We start from the raw sequence: 21680 nt of genomic DNA on the forward strand, positions 1-21680 counted from the left end.
AGGTGATTTATGACAACGAAAGAAAAGTGGGTTGAGCTTTTTGAGCAAGTGATTGGTAGAAAGCCAACCGCAGATGAGTTTTTAGAAGGAAAACGTTCTGACTTTGATCCCAAGAAGATTATTTCTATTGCGGCTTCAGCAGGACAAAGTAACGATGGGCCAGCTGAAGAGAAGCAAAGCTCGGTGACTCAGGAAGAAAATTTGGGGCAAGAGGAGCCTGCCCTAGAGTTTCTCAAAGAAGAATTTGTTGAGGCTTCTCCTAAAGAAGAAAAGCAAGAGATTTCAGAATCGGATCAATACCAAGAGCAACGGGAGAATTGGCTGCAAGCTTTCGAGACGAATATTGGTAGAAAGCCGACTAAAGAGGAATTTTTAGAAGCAAGAAATCAAGGTTTTCTTAATCTGCCTATTCGCTCTGAATTATTGGAATCGGAATTGCCTCAAAAACCAATACAAAAAAGAAGGTCGAAGAAGAAGGTCGTGATGATTGCTTTTCCTCTTATTCTACTTTCTGTTTTGGTGGCAGCCTTTCTTTATTTGAGCTCAGTGACAGGTGTTAAAGTTGTTACGGATAATTTTGCAAAAGCGGTTACTAAAAAGGATTATGATGGAATCGCAGATCTGCTCTCTTCTAACTCAGATAAGTGGACACGTGCAGACGCGAGGGCTTTGGTCGAGCACTTAGAGAGTCAAGAAATCAATATTGAGACCGAGCTGGACAACATTGCTAAGTCAAAGGGTAAATCAGCCTATATTGATGACAATCAGAATAAACTTTTAGGTGTAACTGAAAAAAGCAAGAAATTTGGGATTTTTCAGGAATATCAAATAGTGGCCTATCCAGTAGAGGTGAAGGTTAACACGAACTTAGACAATGCGAGCATCAAAGCAGGAGATAAGAAAAGCCTTCCTTTGAGTAAGAATGCTGAGACGAATATTGGCAAATATCATTTTATCAAGCAGGAATTTACCCTGAAAGGGAAGACGGAAGTCGGAGAAATTGAGAGTAAGATCCAGCTTGATTTAGCAACTGCTAAGAATAATGAAATTAAATTGGATCTTAAGTCTGAAAAGAAACGATTGAAGGTTACTATGCCAGCAGAAGCTTCAAATGCAACAGACCTTAAAATTGTTGTAAATGGCAAGGAAATTGGTAGTAGCTTGGAAACAGATATTCAAGTTGTACCACATCAAGAACTGGAAGTTTATGCTAAGTTTGTTGTTGCTGATAACACTTTTGTAACCAACAAGGAAAGTATTGTTGTCAAGGGAGACACGCTTGATGTTGCTTTATCTTTACCTAAAGAAGTGACAGATAAGATCAAAGAAAAGGACGAAGAAGCTAAAAAGGTAGAAGCTAACAAGGCAAAAATCACTAATTTCCTTAGCGAATATCGCACGGCTATTTTCAGATCGGTCTCTAATCGTTCTAATTATTATGCTCAATATTATGACACTTCTAGTCCAGCATACAAAGAGATGGTTGAATGGACTACAGGTGGTGGTGTCAAGAAGGCGAAAATTGATTATTACGATCCAGGAGCTTTGGATATCCGTGAAGTGAGAGAGGAGAACGGCTCCTATATTGTGACGACTTATGAAGACTATACAGTTCACTATATTGATAGTACTCCAAATAGTGTCAATAGAAAAAATAAAACTTACTATTTGAAGCCGACCGGAAATTCCTTTGCAATCTACAATATTGAAGTTTCAGAAAGTTAGTGGAATACAATGAAATATAATAAACTTATTTTTCTAGCAATGGCAGTCTTGCTTTTAAGTGCTTGCTCAGCAGCTAAAGACAAGACTGAAAGTAGTACAAACAAGCAGGCAAGTAGCTCAAAGGTATCTGTTGAAAAAAAAGAGGCTGAAAAAGATCGGTCATCTAGCCAAGATACAAGGAGTGAATCGGATAGTGCGGAGTCTAAGAAGGAGCAGAAACAGGACGTAACTGTTGATAAAAATGTTTCTTACAACGGAAGCTACTATAGCGTTCAAGGGAAATATGACGAAATAGTCATCGCCAATAAACACTATCCATTATCAGCTGACTACAATCCAGGTGAGAATCCGACTGCTAAAGCAGAACTACTTAAGTTAATCGCAGATATGCAGTCCAAAGGTTATCCTATCAGCAACCAATATAGCGGTTTTCGTAGCTATCAAACTCAGGTCGGCCTTTATCAAAGTTATGTGAATCGAGATGGACTAGCTGCGGCTGATCGTTATTCGGCAAGACCAGGCTATAGCGAGCACCAAACTGGTTTAGCATTTGATCTGATTGATAGTAGCGGCAATCTGGTTGAAGAAGCGGGAGCTAGTCAGTGGCTCTTGGACAATGCCTATAAATATGGTTTTGTAGTACGCTATCCTGTTGGCAAGGAGGGGTCTACTGGCTATGTGCCTGAAAGTTGGCATCTACGCTATGTAGGAAAAGAGGCCAAGGAAATTTCCGAATCTGGCCTCACACTGGAAGAGTATTATCATTTTACAGGTGGTAATTATGCCCAGTAAAATCTAATTGCAGACTCAGCATCTACCTTATTCTCAAAAGTTAGAAGCTACATATCTCACTTTAAAAGTGGAGTTGAACTGCTGGATGATTAGAAAAATGCATAGTAAAACCAGTCCTCTTTTTGGGACTGGTTTTTTCTTTTGTTGATGCTAAGACATAACTCATAAGATGACTAGAACTCGAATTGACTCTGGTCCTATTCTTTTATAATTTCAATCTTTTCGATTTTAATATCTGTTTTGGGTTTATCTTTATCGCCAGTTTCTGTGGCAGCAATTTTATCTACCACGTCCATGCCTTCAATGACTTGACCAAAGACGGTATAGCCGCCGTCAAGGCTTGGATTTCCGCCGTTCTTGTAAGCTTCAATGATTTTAGCTGGGAAGGTGTCGGTTGGTAATTGTTTGGATAAATCTTTCTTGCTTTGGTTGATGAAAAATTGACTGCCGTTGGTGTCTTTTCCAGCATTGGCCATGGCTAGTGCACCGCGCAAGTTGTAGAGGTAAGGAGAATATTCATTCTTGAAGCCATTTCCTGAGTCAATAGACTCATTCTTGCCTTTCCAAATGGATTCGCCACCTGTGCCATCTCCTTTAGGATCGCCGGTCTGAATCATGAAGTCATTGATAACGCGGTGGAAAATCACCCCGTTATAATAGCCTTCCTTTGCATGTGTCAGAAAATTTTCGACAGCTAAAGGAGCGTATTTAGGAAACAGCTTGAGGCGAATGTCTCCTTGTGTTGTGATAATCTTGACTTCAGCCTCATCTTCGGCAACTTCTGTAGATAGTTGTGGGAAGTTGGCATTTTCATTGGTCATGGCATCCTTGTATTGTTCACGGAGTTTTTGAACTTCAGCTGCCTCAGAGCTGGTATCGGTAGCAGAAGACTGCTTAGGAGCGCTGGAGGACTTGGTAGTAGAATCTTCTTTAGTGGAGCAGCCTGTCAGAGCAAGTGCAGATAAAAGACTAAAAAGAATGATTTTTTTCATAAATAACCTTTCTATGCATAAGTTTATGAACTATTGCTATTTTACTATAAGTGCTTTAGTTTTTCAAACTTTCCTGCGTCAGAAATTCCAAGAGCAGGGATTTGAGGCTTTCTGGACGCAAATTGTGGTTGTAAAGTTCTTGCAAGCTGACCCATTCGGGCTGGTAAATGTTTTGGGGACCACTGCGCTCGAGCTCCTCGCCCTGCATGAGTGGAGTCTCATCCGTACTTAGACTGGTGTAAAAATAATACTCCTCTTCTCCCTGATTGTTAAAGGAAAAAGCTGTGTGCAGCTGGTCAGCAGAAAAGTTAAGATTGACTTCTTCTTTCATTTCCCGTAAGGCGGTTTCTAAAGGTCCTTCTCCAAGTTCGATAGTCCCACCGGGAATTACCAAATACTCTTGTCCATTCTTCCAGCGGTGAATCAGCAAAATCTTGTCTAAGAAAGGATTGTAGACAATCACACCTGCTCGCATACTCTTCTCCTTTCTGCTGTTTTCTTCTAAATAGTCTAGCAAAAATAGATAAAGATTACCAATCTGAGCTATAGAAACACTTTCTTGAAATTTCCGCTTTCTATAAAAATATATATGCTAGAATGAATGTTATACTTCAGAAATGGAGCACTTGTGCCTATAAATTTTAAGGAAGCTATCTTGTTCATCTGGTTTTATAACGGTCTTTCTAATAGATGTTCTTTTAGTAGGCCCCTTGGTAAAAGAACTGGTCTTTCGTTTTTTGAAAGATCATCATAAGCGCTGACAAAATATTAGGGCGCATCCTTGTAAATGGAACGTTATTTGGGAGCTTGGGGAGCAAATTTTGTAATGGCTGTTTCCCTTAACATTCTCTTGGTTGGTTCGTTCTCGAGTTTTATACTAGGGTATGTCCAGAAACTTTTCTCGAGTGAAGAAAGGATCGGAAATTTTGAGGACGATGATGAACCTTCGAAAATTATTTTAGGGAAAATTATGGTAGAATAAGATAAGAATCGTTCGTTTAATCTAACAAAAACTTGTAATGTAGTTGAAGGGAGTTTGATTATGGCAAGACGTTTAACAAAAAGTGCTGATGATAAAATCATTGCAGGAGTTTGCTCCGGGCTAGCTCGGTATTTTAATATAGATCCGGTCATTATCCGTGTTATCTGGGGAGTTTCCTTTTTTGCTTATGGGATTGGACTTCTTCCCTACCTCATTTTCTGGGTGATTTTGCCAGAAGAATAAGGCAGAAACTAGTTGCAAAAGGCAGCTAGTTTTCTGTTTAGAAGATCTTAAAATATGGTATAATGAAATTTATGGCAAATAAGAAAAATACAAAAAACAGTCGAACTACGAGACGGCCGACAAAAGCGGAATTAGAAAGACAAAAAGCGATTCGACGGATGATAGTCACCTTTGTTTTGGCTATCGCTTTGTTGTTTGCTGCTTTGAAGCTGGGGGCTTTTGGCGTCACCATTTATAACTTAATTCGGATTTTAGTAGGGAGTCTGGCTTATGTGGCGATTCTAGCTGCCTTGTTTTATCTCTTTTTCTTTAAGTGGCTGCATAAACATGAAGGGAAGATTTCAGGCTTTATCAGCTTTTTCTTAGGACTCAGCTTAATTTTTCAAGCCTATTTTGTTCATGTTTTGCATTTGAAAGGACAGGTTTTATCCACGACGCTTACGCGAGTCTTGACAGATTTGATGGCCTTTAAAGTGACCTCATTTGCTGGTGGCGGGTTGATTGGGGCGGCTCTTTATGCTCCGATTTCTTTTCTTTTTTCAAATATCGGCTCTTATTTCATTGGTCTGCTCCTGATTTTGCTGGGAGTCTTGCTCATGAGTCCATGGTCGCTTTACGATCTTGCCGAGAAATTTAGCATGGCTTTCCAAAACTGGAGAGAAAAAGAGGAAGAAAAACGTCAGCTTCGTTTTCTTGAGCAGGAGGAGAAAGCTGCACAGGTAGCTATGCAAGCCATTGAGGTAGAGCAGGCAGAGACTGAAGTGGATCCTGAAACGGGGGAGATTTTAGATGGTGAGGACTTGTCTTACTCGCCTATGGACTTTGATGAGGCGGAATATGCTGAATCGGGAGAGTATGATCCTCATGAGCCCCTGGACTTTGACCGCGAAGAGGAAATAGAAGAAGCAGAGGCAGATACGGATGTAGAAGTGGATTTTACAGCTAAAGAAAATCTAGACTATAAACTACCGACTATCAATCTCTTTGCGCCTGACAAGCCCAAAAACCAGTCCAAGGAAAAGAGGATTGTCCGAGAGAATATCAAAATTTTGGAAGAAACATTTGCTAGTTTTGGGATTAAGGTTACTGTCGAGCGGGCTGAAATCGGGCCTTCTGTCACCAAGTACGAAGTCAAGCCAGCTGTCGGTGTTAGGGTCAATCGGATCTCCAATCTGGCGGACGATCTGGCTCTGGCCCTAGCTGCTAAGGATGTGCGGATCGAGGCACCCATTCCTGGAAAATCCCTGGTCGGGATTGAGGTACCTAACTCTGAAATTGCGACCGTGACCTTCCGAGAACTCTGGGAGCAGTCCAAGACAGATGCTAGCAAGCTCTTAGAAATCCCTCTAGGAAAAGCTGTTAATGGCTCTGTCCGTTCCTTTGACTTGGCTAAGATGCCCCATCTCTTGGTGGCGGGCTCTACTGGCTCTGGTAAATCTGTGGCCGTCAACGGCATTATCGCCAGCATTCTCATGAAAGCCAGACCGGATGAAGTCAAGTTTATGATGGTGGATCCTAAGATGGTGGAGCTATCTGTTTATAATGACATTCCCCACTTGCTTATCCCCGTTGTGACCAACCCTCGCAAGGCTAGTCGTGCATTGCAGAAGGTCGTGGATGAGATGGAAAACCGCTATGAACTCTTTTCCAAGGTCGGTGCTCGTAATATTGCTGGTTATAATGCTAAGGTCGCTGAGTACAATGCCCAATCGGAGTACAAGCAGGTTCCCCTGCCTTTAATCGTCGTCATCGTGGACGAGCTGGCTGACCTCATGATGGTGGCCAGCAAGGAAGTGGAAGACGCTATTATACGTCTGGGACAAAAAGCGCGTGCGGCTGGGATTCACATGATTCTGGCTACCCAGCGGCCATCTGTAGATGTTATCTCGGGTCTGATTAAGGCCAATGTGCCGTCTCGAATTGCTTTTGCAGTCTCCAGTGGGACAGACAGTCGGACCATTCTAGACGAAAATGGAGCAGAAAAGCTCTTGGGACGAGGAGATATGCTCTTTAAGCCGATTGATGAAAACCACCCAGTCCGTTTGCAGGGCTCCTTTATCTCGGATGAAGATGTGGAGCGAATCGTAGCCTTTGTCAAGAATCAAGCAGAAGCTGATTATGACGATAGTTTTGATCCAGGCGAAGTATCTGAAAGTGATTTGGATACTGGCAGAGGCGATGATGAAGGCGATCCCCTCTTTGAGGAAGCCAAGGCCTTGGTTATCGAGACTCAGAAAGCCAGCGCTTCGATGATCCAGCGGCGACTCTCGGTCGGCTTTAACCGCGCCACCCGTCTTATGGAAGAACTGGAAGCGGCAGGCGTTATCGGACCAGCCGAAGGAACCAAGCCGAGAAAGGTTTTGCAGACGAATTAAACATTTTCCCGAGCAGTTGGTTAACAAGAATAATATCTTGTAATGCAAATCTGCCAGCAGTTAGCCGGCAGATTTTCTCTACTGAAGAATGAAAGGAAAAAAGTTATGAAACTAGATAGCATTCACCATATTGCGATTATTGGCCATGATTATGACAAGACTAAGGATTTTTATGTGGAAAAGCTGGGCTTTGACATGCTGGATGAGCACCATCGACCCGACAAGCAGGACATTCTCTTTAATGTCCGCAAGGGTAATCTGACGCTGGAAATTTTTATCAAGGAAGAAGCTCCCAAGCGGCCAGCCCTGCCTGCTCCAGAGCATACTGGCCTGCGGCATCTGGCTTTCCGGGTGGCGAATGTTGAAGAAACACTAGAGGAATTTGACCGATTGAAGATTCCCCATACCGAGCTGCGCTGTGATGACTTTGACGGCCGTAAGATGGCTTTCTTCTTTGATCCCGATGGCCTACCTCTAGAGATTCACGAATAAGACTAGGAGCATCGGGAGGTCCTTCTTTCACGGCAAAAGAACGACTTGTAGATTCCGCATATGAAAAACCCATCGGCTATCTCATAACCGATGGGTTGTGTTTTGTATTTATAAAAAGAGGGCGATGACCATGGCTAGGTACATAAAGAAGGTCAAGATAAAACCAGCCCGCCAGAAGAATTTAAAGAACTTGGGATAGTAGAAAGTCCGTTTTTTTCTGAGAAAATAGGCTGTGATGGCAATAGCTAGGCCAGACAAGACGAATAATAGGTGAGGCAAAAGACTGTGGTAGAAGGCCTTGTCTGAAATGATATAAAACTCCATGGCAAAAAAAGGGAAAGCCAAATCTGCAAAATTCAAGCCAAATTTTCTTAGCTTGAAGACCTTCACCGCGATAATCGATAAGATAAGTGTTAAAAAGATAAATAATACAGAAGCAATTTTTAATAATATCATACAACCATTTTACCATAAAAATGAGAAAAGACGAGAATTTTTTCTTGCATTTTGAAAAGATTAGTGTATAATAGAAAAGTATGCAAAAAGCATACTTGTGGGAGGTAAAAATCTCTAATTACCGCCAAAACCACAAAGGAGGATTTAAAAATGGCTAAAAAAGTCGAAAAACTTGTAAAATTGCAAATCCCTGCTGGTAAAGCTACTCCAGCTCCACCGGTTGGTCCTGCGCTTGGTCAAGCGGGTATCAACATCATGGGATTCACAAAAGAGTTCAACGCTCGTACAGCTGACCAAGCTGGTATGATCATTCCAGTTGTTATCTCAGTATACGAAGACAAATCATTTACTTTCGTTACAAAAACACCACCAGCTGCTGTTCTTTTGAAAAAAGCTGCAGGTGTTGAAAAAGGATCAGGTACACCTAACAAAACGAAAGTTGCTACAGTTACTCGTGCACAAGTACAAGAAATTGCAGAAACTAAGATGCCAGATTTGAACGCAGCAAACATTGAGTCTGCAATGCGTATGATCGAAGGTACTGCTCGTTCTATGGGATTCACTGTTGTTGACTAATCAATAACACCCCCAATATAACCCGCAAGACTTCATCATTTCGAGGAGTGACGTGGGAGATGAAAATCGATTGAACCACTTACAAGGAGAATAGAAAATGGCTAAAAAAAGCAAACAACTTCGTGCTGCTCTTGAGAAAATCGACAGCACAAAAGCATACAGTGTAGAAGAAGCTGTAGCACTTGCAAAAGAAACTAACTTTGCAAAATTTGACGCAACTGTAGAAGTTGCTTACAACTTGAATATCGACGTTAAAAAAGCTGACCAACAAATCCGTGGCGCAATGGTATTGCCAAACGGTACTGGTAAAACTTCACGCGTTCTTGTTTTCGCACGTGGTGCAAAAGCTGAAGAGGCAAAAGCTGCTGGTGCAGACTTTGTTGGTGAAGATGACCTTGTTGCGAAAATCAACGACGGTTGGTTGGACTTCGACGTAGTTATCGCTACACCTGACATGATGGCTCTTGTTGGACGTCTTGGACGTGTCCTTGGACCACGTAACTTGATGCCAAACCCTAAAACTGGTACTGTAACAATGGATGTTGCTAAAGCAGTTGAAGAGTCTAAAGGTGGTAAGATCACTTACCGTGCTGACCGTGCAGGTAACGTTCAAGCAATCATCGGTAAAGTATCATTTGAAGCTGAAAAATTGGTTGAAAACTTCAAAGCGTTCAACGAAACAATCCAAAAAGCGAAACCAGCTACAGCTAAAGGAACTTACGTAACAAACTTGACGATCACAACTACTCAAGGTGTTGGTATCAAGGTTGACGTGAACTCACTTTAAGAATTGAACTTGAGCTACCTATGGGTAGCTCTTTTTTTGGACAAAATATGCTGAAGACGGTTACAAAAATATAAAAATATGGTATAATTTTACGGAGCTATTTATTTTATATTCAAAGGAGATGAATGATGAAAAAAGATCAGAACCAGCTGACTTGGCTGATGGTGTCCCTGATTGCCTTTAATATGGTTTGGGGTCTGGGAAATGTGGTCAACAACTACTCCCAACAAGGGATTTCGGTCGTTGTTTCTTGGATTCTTATCCTGGCCATTTACTTTATTCCCTATGCCCTCATCGTGGGACAGTTAGGCTCGACTTTTAAGGAGAGCGGAGGTGGTGTCAGCGACTGGGTGGAGAAGACTTCTACCAAGCGCTTGGCTTATTTCGCGGCTTGGACTTACTGGGTGGTGCATATTCCCTACTTGGCTCAAAAGCCACAGGGAGTTCTGATTCCTTTAGGATGGGCTATCCAAGGAAATGGCGATTTTTTGAGCAGTCTTGATATTCACTGGATTGTTATTCTTAGTTTGCTGATTTTCGGTGCCTTTCTCTACTTGTCTACCAAGGGTCTATCCACGCTCAAGGTCATTGGCGGTCTAGCTGGAAGTGCGATGCTGATTATGTCCTTCCTTTTTGTTCTATTAGCGGTTGGTGCGCCTTTTATCAAGCCGGATATGCAGTTTGCAACGGCTAATATGGACAAGCTCAGCACTTACATTCCTAATTTTGATTTTTCATACTTTACGACTATCTCACTTTTGGTCTTTGCGGTCGGTGGGGCTGAGAAAATTTCGCCTTACGTTAACCAAACTCGCAATCCAGCCAAGGAATTTCCAAAGGGCATGATTATCATGGCTATCATGGTTGGTGCATCTGCTATTCTAGGCTCTCTAGCCATGGGTATGCTCTTTGACGGTAGCAATATTCCTGAAGATTTGATGCGTAACGGTGCTTATCAAGCCTTCCAAATGCTGGGTAACTACTGGGGTGTAGGTAATGTACTGGTCGTTATCTATGCCCTGACTAATATGGTCGGACAGATTGCAGCCTTGGCCTTCTCAATTGATGCGCCTCTGCAAATCTTGCTCAATAATGCCGATGAGGAATTTGTTCCAAGCTGGCTGCGTAAGCGGACATCAAAAGGTGTGCTGATTAACGGTTATATCCTGACAGGGATTTTGGTAAGCTTCTTGATTGTCCTACCAATCTTTGGAATCAAAGAAATTGATGGTCTGGTTAAATGGATGACTAATCTCAACTCCATCGTTATGCCGATGCGTTATCTTTGGGTATTCGTGGCTTATATGTTGCTCAATAAAGCTTGGAAGAAATACAAGGATGCGGAATACAAACTTACTAAAAATCCAAAATTTGGCTTTATCATCGGAGCTTGGTGCTTCCTTTTCACAGCTTTTGCTTGTATTTTAGGTATGGTTCCCAAAGTAGATTATGCAGTTGATCCAGCTGGTTGGCGCTTCTCTCTGATGACAAATATCTTGACACCGATTGTCTTGATTAGTTTAGGTGTCATCTTGCCTCTCTTGGCTAAACGGGAGAAGAGACAGTCACTTAAATAGTGGTGACAACCGCCTCTATCGCTAACTTGATAAATTTTTCAGTCCTATCTTATGATAGGGCTGTTTTTTAGGAAAAAATTCCTTTCATAGGAAATAAAAATGATAAGGCAAGTATTTCTTCTGGGGACTTTCATCAGAGATGATACTTGTATCGACGGTTAAGGTTGGATGATTATTTTGAAGGTTCAGCTCAGACCTCTATTGCAAAGCTACAATTTTTCTCAAGAAAATATCCTTCTCCTTTTGTGAAATACCTATAATTGTGGTAAAATAAGTGGAATAAATATTATTAAAAACAAAGAGGTATTATCATGTCTAAGATTCTAGTATTTGGTCACCAAAATCCAGACTCAGATGCCATTGGGTCATCTGTAGCCTTTGCTTATCTTGCAAAAACAGCTTACGGTTTGGATACAGAAGCAGTAGCTCTTGGGACTCCAAATGAAGAAACAGCCTTTGTATTGAACTATTTTGGTGTAGAAGCACCGTGCGTGATCACATCTGCTAAAGCAGAAGGTGCAGAGCAAGTTATCTTGACTGACCACAACGAATTCCAACAATCTGTTTCAGATATTGCTGAAGTGGAAGTTTATGGCGTTGTGGATCACCACCGTGTAGCTAATTTTGAAACTGCAAGCCCACTTTACATGCGTTTGGAACCTGTTGGGTCAGCGTCTTCTATCGTTTATCGTATGTTTAAAGAACACGGTGTGGCAGTTCCTAAAGAGCTTGCTGGTTTGATGTTATCTGGTTTGATTTCAGATACACTTCTCTTGAAATCTCCAACGACACACCCAAGTGATAAGGATATTGCTCCTGAGTTGGCTGAGTTAGCAAGTGTGAACTTGGAAGAATACGGTCTCGCTATGCTGAAGGCTGGTACAAACTTAGCCAGCAAGTCTGCAGAAGAATTGATTGACATTGATGCTAAGACTTTTGAACTCAACGGAAACAATGTTCGTGTAGCCCAAGTCAACACTGTTGATATTGCTGAAGTTTTGGAACGTCAAGCAGAAATCGAGGCAGCAATGCAAGCGGCTATTGCAGCAAATGGCTATTCTGACTTTGTTTTGATGATTACAGACATTGTTAATTCAAACTCAGAAATCCTTGCAATTGGCGCAAACATGGACAAGGTAGAAGCAGCTTTCAACTTCAAACTTGAAAATAACCATGCCTTCTTGGCTGGTGCCGTTTCACGTAAGAAACAAGTCGTGCCTCAGTTGACTGCAAGCTTTAACGCTTAATTTCCTGAGTGGCAGCTCAAAATAGGAAACACTGGTTTTCCGCACATGTAAAGGAGTTTCGGCTCCTTTTTTGATAGACGAGAGAAATGAAGATTCAAGATTTACAAAATGGTGACCTGCTGTTCACAGTCGGTCAATCCGAGATGGCAGCAGCGATTCGGACAGCAACGGGCTCCTATAGCCATGTGGGTATCTTTTTTGATGGTGAGATTTACCATGCAACGCTGGAAAAGGGAGTGGCCCATCAGCCCTTGAGCCAGCTTTTGGAGGAAGGGGACATGCATCATGTCTTTGCTTATCCAGAGATAGATGCCTCTGCCGCCTTCAAAGAAGCCAAATCCTATCTGGGCAAGTCCTATAATGCTAGTTTCTATCCTGAGAGCGAGGGCTTTTACTGTTCGGAATATATTGCTCAGATTTTGCCAATTTTTGAGACCATTCCCATGCAGTTTGCTGATGGTGAAAATGTGGTTTCTGCGTTTTGGCAGGCTTATTATGAGGACTTGGGCTTAGCAGTACCCGTAGGGCAGCCTGGAACCAATCCCAGTCAGTTGGCTCAGTCAGCCAAGCTCATTTATAAAGGAGAGCTCCATGATTAAAATTATCAATCCGACTCGGCTGACGCGACAGCCTTTATTTGAGAAACTAATCACTTATCTGGATCAGCATAATGATGTGATTTTAAGAGAAATCAAACGTGAATTTGCGGGCTTTCCCAATCTAGATCGCTTCATAGAAGAATGTATCAAGGCGGGCTATATTCGGCGGGAAAATAAGCGCTATTATCAGCAAGTCCCGCTTTTGGAGAATCTAGAAAGTCTAACTTTGGATCAGGAAGTTTTTATCCGAGATGATAGTCCGTTTTATCAGGAATTGTTGAATTTGCGCTTTGAGACTCAGCTTGCTAATCAGACTAATGCGGCTATTCTGCTGGAAAAGACCGATTTTCAGAGAGATAAACTGACCTTGTCCAATTATTTTTATAAAATGCAGCGACAGTATCCGCTGTCTGAGGAGCAGAAGCCCCTTTACGCTATCTTGGGAGATGTGAATCCAGAGTATGCCCTCAAGTATATGACGACTTTCCTCCTCAAGTATGTCCGAAAGGATGAGCTCCTGCAGAAGCGCCGAGACATTTTTGTCGATAGTCTGGTGATTCTAGGTTACATTCGTCAGAATGAAGCTGGTAAGTATGAGTTGCAGGCTAGCTTTGACAAGGAACGCCTAATGTTCCAATTGGACTGATAGTTTTTAGAATGAGGGAAAAATTAGACAGACCCACCTGTTATTTTGCCATATTCTGTGCTATAGTAGTATATAGAATTTGGGAAAGGAATATGAATGACAATGTTGAAAAAAATCTATCCCGAGCAACCACTGGAGAACCTTAGATGGTTCGATATGTTGATTTTAGCAATTATTATGTTTGGTCAATTTATTTACTCCTCAACAATAAATTGGCTTACGATGTCCAGCTCTGTAGGACAAGCAATCGTGCCTAGGCCAGAGGATGAAAATTTTGCCTTGCTGAGCAATTTGAAATTGCAAGTTTTCCTGCTGGTGTTGGCTCTGCTCTATTTGGGAATTCGTCATTATGATTTCAAACAGCTGAAACTACGCTTGTCTTGGTCTATTCTTTGGGCGCCCTTGATTTTTGCGGTTGTTGGTCTGACTTCTGATGTGATAGCAGCTTTAGTCGGTTCCTATAATTATTTTGACTTAGAAATCTTGCAGCATATCGACTGGACCTTTGTCGAAGTTTTTCGCAAACTAGCTGCGCTAGGACCTGTCGTCATTCTTTATTCTCTATTCAATGGTGTCTATGAGGAATTCTTTTTCTTAGGCTTGCTCACATCGGTGAAAGAAGAAAGCAAATGGTGGGTTTTAGGCTTTTCAACGCTGGTTCGCTTTTCTGTCCATACCTATCAGGGGCTAGTCTCTGCTTTTCTGATTGGCGTGGTCTTCGGTCTGTTCTATTATTTCTTTTATAAATACAAGGTTAAAAACTTGTTGCCTTTCTTTTTGGCACATGCCTTTGCGGATATGGTAGGTAGTAGCTTGCTCTACGTCTTAGTGATGTGGAATGGATAATAAAAAGGACTCGAAAGTCCTTTTTTATATGTATTTTTCTGCCAGTGCATAATCACCGGGATAAGGGACCTTTTGGTCATTGATGATTTGGTAGGCATCCGCTCCCTTGCCAGCTAGAATGACTGCATCGCCTTTAGCATTGGTTAGGCTGAGGGCTTTTTTGATAGCTTCTTCGCGGTCAGCAATCATATCCACCTCAAAGGAAATGTAGCTAGCAATTTCTTTTGCGATAGCAATCGGATCTTCACGATTTGGATCATCTGCGGTTAAAATGACTTTGATTTCAGGATGCTGATTGAGTAGGAGGCCAAAGTCCTTACGTCGACTTTCTCCCTTATTGCCAGTAGCTCCTAGTACAAGAACGGTCTGCCCTTTTTGATGCTCTTGAACGACGGACAGCAACTTAGCCAAACTGTCGCCGTTGTGGGCATAGTCTACGAAGACCTTGGCACCGTTTGACTGGGTCAAGACCTCCATGCGGCCCGGCACTCGTGTCTGGGCAATACCAGCTTGAATATCTTCCAATGAAGCTCCAAGTCGTAGGCAGGCTAGACCAGTAGCAATGGCATTTTCTTGATTGAAGCGACCAATCAGCTGGATATCGTAGGAACCAGCCAACTTTCCTTGCGCTTTAAAGGAGAAGGCTTGCGATTCTTGAATACTATTGGCGGAGTCTGCTCCATAGAAGTCGTGGTCGTAGCTAGCCACTTGCTCAGCCAAAACTTGAAAATGATCCATGCCACTATTGACGACAACAGCTCGGCTATTGTCCATCAAGAGTCGCTTGTGGTAGAAGTAGTCTTCAAAAGTCGGATGCTCAATCGGGCCGATATGGTCAGGGCTGATATTGAGGAAGACACCTACATCAAAGGTCAGGCCGTAGACTCGCTTTTTAAGATAGGCTTGGCTGGAGACTTCCATGATGAGATGGGTACGACCATTGGCTACAGCTTGAGACATCATCTCAAATAGGTCTAAGCTTTCAGGAGTGGTCAGGGCTGACTTAAAGAAAGTTTCGCCGTCCAGAGTGGTATTCATAGTAGAAAGCAGGGCTGGTTTGTGGCTTTGTTTTAAAATATTATAAGCGAAATAAGCCGATGTGGTCTTACCCTTGGTACCAGTGAAGGCCAGAAGTTTGAGTTTTTGCTCTGGGTGACCGTAAAATTCCATAGCAATGAGGCTCATGGCTTGTTTAATATCATTGACCAAGAGTACTGGAATTCCGACTTCGAAGTCAGTTTCACTCAGGTAAAACCCTAGTCCAGCTGCTACAGCCTTCTCTAAAAATTCCCGCTTGAAATGCTCGCCCTTGACAAAAAAGAGAGTTTTGCTATCTGCTTTGCGACTATCATAGCTAATCTTGTCAAAGGTTAAGCCCTGATAGTTGAAATGGTAGCGTCCATCAGCGATGATTTCACGAAAATTCTGGTCTTTTTTTAAAATATCTAGTATAGTTTCAATTTTTATCATATCTCTATTGTAAACCGAAAGGCTATGTTTTACAAGAGGCAAGGAAAAGTTTATAATAAAAGAAGAATAAATAGAAGAGGTTTTCTATGAGCCAAGAAACAACAAGCCAGCAGCAACAAATGCTAAGAGGCACTGCCTGGCTGACTGCTAGTAATTTTATCAGCCGCCTTCTTGGGGCTGTCTATATCATTCCTTGGTATATCTGGATGGGCCAGCACGGAGCAGAGGCCAATGGTCTCTTTACCATGGGGTACAATATCTATGCTTGGTTCCTTTTGGTTTCCACAGCAGGAGTGCCGGTAGCTGTGGCCAAGCAGGTTGCCAAGTATAATACCATTGACAAGGAGGAACACAGCTTTGCTCTCATTCGAGAGTTCCTCAAGTTCATGCTGGTATTGGGATTGATCTTTGCAGTCATCATGTACTTGATGGCACCGGTTTTTGCCTCAATGTCTGGTGGCGGGGCTGACTTGATTCCAGTCATGCAGAGTTTGTCTTGGGCTGTGCTCATTTTCCCGTCTATGAGTGTCATTCGGGGTTTTTTCCAAGGTTTTAACAATCTGAAACCGTATGCCATCAGCCAGATTTCGGAGCAGGTGATTCGGGTTATCTGGATGCTACTGACGGCTTATTTCATTATGAAAATCGGTTCAGGTGACTATGTTGAAGCTGTGACCCAGTCTACCTTTGCCGCCTTTGTCGGGATGCTGGCAAGTATGCTCGTTTTACTTTTCTATCTAGCAAAAACGGGAATGCTGCGCTCTATCCTGAGAAAGCCCAAAAAATCTGCGGGAATTAGTGGCCGTTCTCTCCTCTGGGATACGATACGAGAAGCCATACCCTTCATCATTACAGGCTCTGCCATTCAGCTTTTCCAGATTATTGACCAGGCGACCTTTATCAATATCATGACCCAGATTAGCGATTATACGAAATCAGAGCTCCTAGTGCAATTTGCCTACTTCTCAGCTAATCCAAATAAAATCACCATGATTTTAATTGCGGTTGCAACTTCTATCGGTGGTGTCGGGATTCCTCTCTTGACCGAAAATTATGTCAAGGGTGACTTTCGCTCAGCTGCTCGCCTAGTGCAAGATAATCTTAGCATGTTGCTCTTCTTTATCTTTCCGTCAACAGTGGGAGCAGTTCTGGTGGCTAGTCCTCTCTATACCGTTTTCTATGGTAAGCCAGATAGTCTAGCACTGGGGCTCTTCATCTGCGCTATGCTGCAGACGATCATTCTCAGCACCTATACAGTTCTGGCTCCGATGATTCAAGCTCTGTTCCAAAACAAGAAAGCCATTCTCTACTTCTTTTATGGGGTTCTTGTCAAGCTCAGTCTGCAGGTGCCGATGATCAATCTCTTCCATGCTTATGGTCCCTTGATTTCAACGACTGTCGGCCTTTTACTGCCAATCTTCTTCATGTTTAGAGAAATTCGCAAGGTTGTTGGTTTGAATCCTAAGAACCTCTTGAAGCGCCTGCTGTTGAGTATGATTCTCACAATTGCCATGGTGATCTTGGTTCTGCTTGTCGAGTATCTACTAAGCTTTATCTTCCAGCCAACTAATCGGATGTACAGCTTTATCTATGTCGCTGCTGTTGGAGGAGTCGGAATGCTCGTCTATATCGTACTGTCTCTCAAAGTTCGGCTCATAGACCGTTTTATCGGACAAAAGGCAGATAGTTTACGCCAACGCTTTGGAATTAGATAAATTTAACAAGAGTTGTCTGGTAACTCTTGTTTTGCTATAAAAAAATATCATACAAAAGGCTGTTTTATTTAGTTTTGTCTTTCAATAAAATAGAAATAAGAGTTATTTCTAGGAGGAAATAATGCTTTTATACATACTAGTTTTTGTCCAAAGTATGCTTTCTTATATTCTGATTCCTCTATTGATAGAGTCTGTCCTCGTTCTTTATTATGTAAAAGGAGGAAAGAGGAGTATTTTTGCATACGGTAGTTTTATTCTCTGGGGCTTTACTTTTATTAGACTCTATTTCTTAGATTATATACTTTGTTTCGTTTGTATTTTTGTTCTTCCGGTTTGGTTTTTACTACTGAGGAAGGAAAATAGAGGTTGGATGTTTTTTATTAACTTAATATTAACTTTAACTGGGATTATAGCAAGTTTTGTTTTAACTATAGCTCTTTTACTAGTCTCAGAACACCATCGTATAACTTACTTTGAACATGGACAAGACAGTTATACCATTGTAACCAATCAGGTTATTTCCTCTGGTCTATTACGTAGTAGCTCAGATACCCATATCAAAGTTTATATAAACAACCCATTTGTTGCTAAGGAAGAATACCATGAGCATGTTGATGAGTATCAGTCTGACGTGAATAACATTCCCTCTTTAGAGACTTATGACGAATATCATACCTATAAGAAGAATTATAAGATAGAGTCGAAATCCTAAATAGACGCTTTCATATCTATTAAAAAGCCACTAGGCTTTTTAATTTTTAGCTTTGTTTTTCTAAAACATTAACATTATAGTTTCAGACTATAGCTAGCTCTTGAAAAGAAAAAAGCTCATGATTTTCTTAAGATGTTACAATAGAGAGGTAGAATATTTAAAAAAAGAGGAACGGTTAAATGGAGAGAGAACGGAAATTAAATACCTTGTTGGCTCAAGCGGGAGTGAAAGCAGACACAACAACGGGTGCCTTAACAACACCCCTGCATTTTTCAACGACTTACCAGCATCCAGAGTTTGGCCAGTCCACAGGATATGACTATACTCGAACCAAAAATCCTACACGGGCTAGCTTGGAAGAGACTCTAGCTGCTATCGAAAGTGCAAATTATGCTCTAGCGACTAGCTCTGGTATGTCGGCTATTGTGCTGGCCTTTAGTGCCTTTCCAGTTGGTAGCAAGGTTTTGGCTGTTCGGGATCTCTATGGCGGCTCTTTCCGCTGGTTTGCTCAGGTCGAAGCGGAAGGACGCTTTAGCTTTACCTATGCTAATACGGAAGAAGAACTCCTGAACAAGCTAACAGAGGATATAGATATTGTCTATATCGAGACACCGACCAATCCTCTTATGGTAGAGTTTGACATTGCCCGCATTTCCCAAGCGGCTCATGAGCGAGGAGCAGCTGTCATTGTGGACAATACCTTCTACAGTCCGATTTACCAAAGACCGCTGGAGGATGGAGCTGACCTTGTCTTGCACTCTGCGACTAAGTATCTGGGCGGACACAATGATGTCTTGGCTGGAGCTATCATGACCAATGATACTGCCATCTATGACAAGCTTTTCTATAATCTCAATACAACTGGAGCAGTCCTATCTCCATTTGACAGCTATCTGCTTTTGCGTGGTCTCAAGACCTTGGCTCTTCGCATGGAGCGCTCTACTCAGAATGCACAAGAAGTAGTCGCATTTCTGAAGTCATCTCCTGCGGTAAAAGAAGTTCTCTATCCAGGTAAGGGTGGTATGATTTCCTTTAAAGTTGTGGACGAAGGGAAGATTCCTCATCTCTTAAATAGCCTGAAAGTCTTTACCTTTGCAGAAAGTTTAGGTGGAGTAGAGAGTTTGATTACCTATCCGACGACCCAGACTCACGCAGACATTCCAGTTGAAGTGCGCCATTCTTATGGCTTGACTGATGATTTGCTGCGTCTGTCGATTGGGATCGAAGATAGTCGAGATTTGGTAGACGATTTACGAGCAGCCTTGGAGGACTAATATGGGAAGTTATAACTTTGAAACAGCGCCCAATCGGATTGGTCAGCATACTTATAAATGGAAAGAGGCGGAGAAAGACAGCCAAGTCCTGCCAGCCTGGATTGCGGACATGGATTTTGAAGTCTTGCCTGAAATCAAGCAAATAGTGCATGATTACGCTGATCAGTTAGTCTATGGCTATACCTATGCTAGTGAAGAGTTGATCAATGCTGTTCTAACTTGGGAGCGGGATGAGCATGGCTACACATTTGACAAGGAAGCCTTGGTCTTTATCGAGGGGGTTGTCCCTGCTATTTCGACGGCTATCCAAGCCTTTACCGAAGAAGGCGATGCCGTTCTGATCAATACTCCTGTTTACCCGCCTTTTGCTCGCAGTGTCAAGCTAAATAATCGTCGGTTGATTACTAATTCCTTGATAGAACAGGACGGTCTTTTTCAGATTGACTTTAAGCAACTGGAGCAGGACATCGTAGACAATGAAGTTAAGATTTACGTGCTGTGCAATCCGCATAATCCTGGCGGTCGAGTTTGGGAACGGGAAGTGTTAGAGAAAATTGGTCGTCTCTGCCAAAAGTACGGTGTTCTCGTGGTCTCAGATGAAATTCACCAAGATTTGACGCTGTTTGGCCATAAACACCAGTCTTTCAATACGGTCTCGCCTGACTTCAAGGACTTTAGCCTGATTCTAGCCAGTGCGACTAAAACTTTTAATATTGCTGGAACTAAAAATTCCTATGCAGTGATTGAGAATCCTAGCTTGCGACAAAAGTTTCAAAAGCGCCAACTGGCCAATAACCAGCATGAAATTTCGGGTCTTGGATTTTTAGCGACGGAAGCTGCCTACCGTCATGGCAAAGCTTGGTTGGCTGAGCTCAAGGTTGTCTTAGAGGAAAATATCGATTTTGTAGTCGATTATTTTGCTAAGGAAGCGCCACGTCTGCGGGTCATGAAGCCCCAAGGGACTTATCTGGTTTGGCTGGACTTTTCAGATTATGGACTGACAGATGATCAGCTCTTCCACTTGCTTCGAGAAGAGGCTAAGGTTGTCCTGAATCGGGGAAGTGATTTTGGCCAAGAAGGCAAAGGACATGCTCGTCTCAATACAGCTGCGCCGAAGACTATGATCAAAGAGATTTGTCGACGGATTGCGGAAGTTTTACCAAAATAAAATAAAAATAGCTCTCTTTATTGACAATCTTTCTAAAGAGGAGTATAGTAGTAGTGTCAATCGGTAGGTGAGGCTACCATAAGGATACGGATGACTACCGCAAAGCAGTGGAGACACTACTCGTTGGTCAACAGTCCTGATCGCAAAGGTCAAGACTAAGCTCATTTCATCGCCTTATGGAGTTAAAGCTTGAACGGTGAATGCTTGTTTTATCTATGTTTAAAACAATGAAGCGAACAACCTGACATGCAAACAACCCTGTCGAGAAATTGGCAGGGTCTTCTTTTTGCTAAAAATATTTCAAGAGTACAAATAGTTGATTGCCTGCCTCTTAAGAAAAAGAAGGAGGAATAGTAATGAAATTATGGTATTCTAGTACCAGTCCTTTTGCGCGTAAAGTCTATGCTACAATTTTACACCATCATTTAGAGGAGCAAGTGGATATTCAGAAAGTTCAGGTGGCTTTCGACAAAAATTCACCGCACAATCAAGATAATCCTTTGGGTAGAATTCCTGCTTTTCAAGCTTCCAATGGAGAATGGTTGTATGGTAGTGATTTAATTTCCCAATATTTAGACGAGCTAGGTCAGGAAACTCCGCTTTTTCCTAATGGGATAGAGAAGTGGCACGTTTTAAACATACTGTCCGTTGCTGAAGGAATTTTGGAAAACACAATGCCGATGGTTGCGGAAAAAATTTTTCATGAAAAAGACCATTGGTGGAAAGACAGACATCAGCAAATTGAAGAGAGAAATGTCCGGAGTTTGGCCTTATTAGAGAAGTTGGCTACTGAGCAAGGGCTCTCTTTAAATATTGCAACAATCCAAATAGTTGCTCTTGTAGATTGGTGGAATTTACGTGAAGAAGTCATTGGATTTTCTTTGAAAGAAAATTTTCCTGACTTGCAAGAATGGACACAGAAGATGAATGCCACTTTTGATGTCTTGCAGGCATCTTGGGATTATTAACTGCTTTTATAAACTAAGAAAGGAGAAGTACGATGCAA

At 42.1% G+C, this 21680-nt stretch carries 21 protein-coding genes and 1 riboswitch; of the genes, 17 read left to right on the forward strand and 4 right to left on the reverse strand.

The window, feature by feature from the left end; translation table 11 throughout:
* Nucleotides 1–9: 9 nt before the first annotated feature.
* Both ACWPVL_RS06815 and ldcB read left to right on the forward strand, forming a co-directional pair.
* Nucleotides 10–1725, forward strand: a complete 1716-nt coding sequence (locus ACWPVL_RS06815) for a TcaA second domain-containing protein (protein WP_454387807.1) — start codon at nucleotides 10–12, stop codon at nucleotides 1723–1725.
* Nucleotides 1726–1734: 9 nt separating this feature from the next.
* Complete coding sequence (gene ldcB, locus ACWPVL_RS06820; protein ID WP_454387809.1) at nucleotides 1735–2517, forward strand: LD-carboxypeptidase LdcB/DacB; 783 nt, start codon at nucleotides 1735–1737, stop codon at nucleotides 2515–2517.
* Between the two features lie 197 nt (nucleotides 2518–2714).
* Here the strand turns inward: ldcB and ACWPVL_RS06825 are convergent, their stop codons facing one another.
* Entirely contained in the window at nucleotides 2715–3509 is a 795-nt protein-coding gene (locus tag ACWPVL_RS06825) for a peptidylprolyl isomerase (protein WP_125370941.1), read from the reverse strand.
* A gap of 55 nt (nucleotides 3510–3564) precedes the next feature.
* Nucleotides 3565–3984, reverse strand: coding sequence for an NUDIX hydrolase (locus ACWPVL_RS06830; protein ID WP_454387811.1), 420 nt, complete (start codon nucleotides 3982–3984; stop codon nucleotides 3565–3567).
* A 567-nt stretch (nucleotides 3985–4551) separates the two neighbouring features.
* On the opposite strand from ACWPVL_RS06830, the gene ACWPVL_RS06835 reads away from it, so the two are divergent.
* The 3 genes from ACWPVL_RS06835 (at nucleotide 4552) to gloA2 (ending at nucleotide 7601) form a co-directional block, all read left to right on the forward strand.
* Nucleotides 4552–4734, forward strand: coding sequence for a PspC domain-containing protein (locus ACWPVL_RS06835; protein WP_125370943.1), 183 nt, complete (start codon nucleotides 4552–4554; stop codon nucleotides 4732–4734).
* 71 nt (nucleotides 4735–4805) lie between these two features.
* Complete coding sequence (locus ACWPVL_RS06840; protein WP_454387814.1) at nucleotides 4806–7109, forward strand: DNA translocase FtsK; 2304 nt, start codon at nucleotides 4806–4808, stop codon at nucleotides 7107–7109.
* 105 nt (nucleotides 7110–7214) lie between these two features.
* The gene (gene gloA2 / locus ACWPVL_RS06845; protein WP_454387816.1) at nucleotides 7215–7601 is read left to right on the forward strand and encodes an SMU1112c/YaeR family gloxylase I-like metalloprotein; all 387 of its coding nucleotides are present in this window, start codon (nucleotides 7215–7217) and stop codon (nucleotides 7599–7601) included.
* 108 nt (nucleotides 7602–7709) lie between these two features.
* Here the strand turns inward: gloA2 and ACWPVL_RS06850 are convergent, their stop codons facing one another.
* Nucleotides 7710–8057, reverse strand: a complete 348-nt coding sequence (locus ACWPVL_RS06850) for a DUF3397 domain-containing protein (protein ID WP_454387818.1) — start codon at nucleotides 8055–8057, stop codon at nucleotides 7710–7712.
* A gap of 150 nt (nucleotides 8058–8207) precedes the next feature.
* On the opposite strand from ACWPVL_RS06850, the gene rplK reads away from it, so the two are divergent.
* The 7 genes from rplK (at nucleotide 8208) to ACWPVL_RS06885 (ending at nucleotide 14335) form a co-directional block, all read left to right on the forward strand.
* On the forward strand, nucleotides 8208–8633 hold the full coding sequence (rplK, locus tag ACWPVL_RS06855; RefSeq protein WP_001085808.1) for a 50S ribosomal protein L11: 426 nt from the start codon (nucleotides 8208–8210) through the stop codon (nucleotides 8631–8633).
* Nucleotides 8634–8730: 97 nt separating this feature from the next.
* Entirely contained in the window at nucleotides 8731–9420 is a 690-nt protein-coding gene (rplA, locus tag ACWPVL_RS06860) for a 50S ribosomal protein L1 (RefSeq protein WP_001085675.1), read from the forward strand.
* Between the two features lie 128 nt (nucleotides 9421–9548).
* Nucleotides 9549–10997 carry an APC family permease gene (locus ACWPVL_RS06865; protein ID WP_061910139.1) on the forward strand — a complete coding sequence of 483 codons (1449 nt, stop codon included), beginning with the start codon at nucleotides 9549–9551 and terminating at the stop codon, nucleotides 10995–10997.
* Between the two features lie 311 nt (nucleotides 10998–11308).
* A complete protein-coding gene (locus ACWPVL_RS06870) occupies nucleotides 11309–12244 on the forward strand; it encodes a manganese-dependent inorganic pyrophosphatase (protein WP_454387820.1) in 936 nt (311 codons plus the stop codon).
* Nucleotides 12245–12330: 86 nt separating this feature from the next.
* A complete protein-coding gene (locus ACWPVL_RS06875; RefSeq protein ID WP_454387822.1) occupies nucleotides 12331–12843 on the forward strand; it encodes a YiiX/YebB-like N1pC/P60 family cysteine hydrolase in 513 nt (170 codons plus the stop codon).
* Nucleotides 12836–13489, forward strand: a complete 654-nt coding sequence (locus tag ACWPVL_RS06880; protein WP_454387824.1) for a DUF1803 domain-containing protein — start codon at nucleotides 12836–12838, stop codon at nucleotides 13487–13489. The genes ACWPVL_RS06875 and ACWPVL_RS06880 overlap by 8 nt, the downstream gene beginning before the upstream one ends.
* Nucleotides 13490–13585: 96 nt before the next feature.
* Complete coding sequence (locus ACWPVL_RS06885) at nucleotides 13586–14335, forward strand: CPBP family intramembrane glutamic endopeptidase (RefSeq protein WP_414255525.1); 750 nt, start codon at nucleotides 13586–13588, stop codon at nucleotides 14333–14335.
* 24 nt (nucleotides 14336–14359) lie between these two features.
* Here the strand turns inward: ACWPVL_RS06885 and ACWPVL_RS06890 are convergent, their stop codons facing one another.
* Complete coding sequence (locus ACWPVL_RS06890) at nucleotides 14360–15805, reverse strand: UDP-N-acetylmuramoyl-L-alanyl-D-glutamate--L-lysine ligase (protein ID WP_454387826.1); 1446 nt, start codon at nucleotides 15803–15805, stop codon at nucleotides 14360–14362.
* 86 nt (nucleotides 15806–15891) lie between these two features.
* On the opposite strand from ACWPVL_RS06890, the gene ACWPVL_RS06895 reads away from it, so the two are divergent.
* From ACWPVL_RS06895 to ACWPVL_RS06915, 5 genes are all read left to right on the forward strand, one after another.
* A complete protein-coding gene (locus tag ACWPVL_RS06895; protein ID WP_454387828.1) occupies nucleotides 15892–17520 on the forward strand; it encodes a putative polysaccharide biosynthesis protein in 1629 nt (542 codons plus the stop codon).
* Nucleotides 17521–17641: 121 nt separating this feature from the next.
* Complete coding sequence (locus ACWPVL_RS06900) at nucleotides 17642–18232, forward strand: hypothetical protein (RefSeq protein ID WP_454387830.1); 591 nt, start codon at nucleotides 17642–17644, stop codon at nucleotides 18230–18232.
* A 179-nt stretch (nucleotides 18233–18411) separates the two neighbouring features.
* Nucleotides 18412–19506 carry a cystathionine gamma-synthase gene (locus ACWPVL_RS06905; protein WP_454387832.1) on the forward strand — a complete coding sequence of 365 codons (1095 nt, stop codon included), beginning with the start codon at nucleotides 18412–18414 and terminating at the stop codon, nucleotides 19504–19506.
* Between the two features lies 1 nt (nucleotide 19507).
* Complete coding sequence (locus tag ACWPVL_RS06910; RefSeq protein WP_454387834.1) at nucleotides 19508–20674, forward strand: MalY/PatB family protein; 1167 nt, start codon at nucleotides 19508–19510, stop codon at nucleotides 20672–20674.
* A 52-nt stretch (nucleotides 20675–20726) separates the two neighbouring features.
* Nucleotides 20727–20882, forward strand: a riboswitch (M-box (ykoK) riboswitch).
* Nucleotides 20883–21030: 148 nt separating this feature from the next.
* Nucleotides 21031–21642, forward strand: a complete 612-nt coding sequence (locus ACWPVL_RS06915; protein WP_454387836.1) for a glutathione S-transferase family protein — start codon at nucleotides 21031–21033, stop codon at nucleotides 21640–21642.
* Nucleotides 21643–21680: the final 38 nt, after the last annotated feature.

The organism is Streptococcus sp. Marseille-Q8145 (assembly GCF_965112035.1).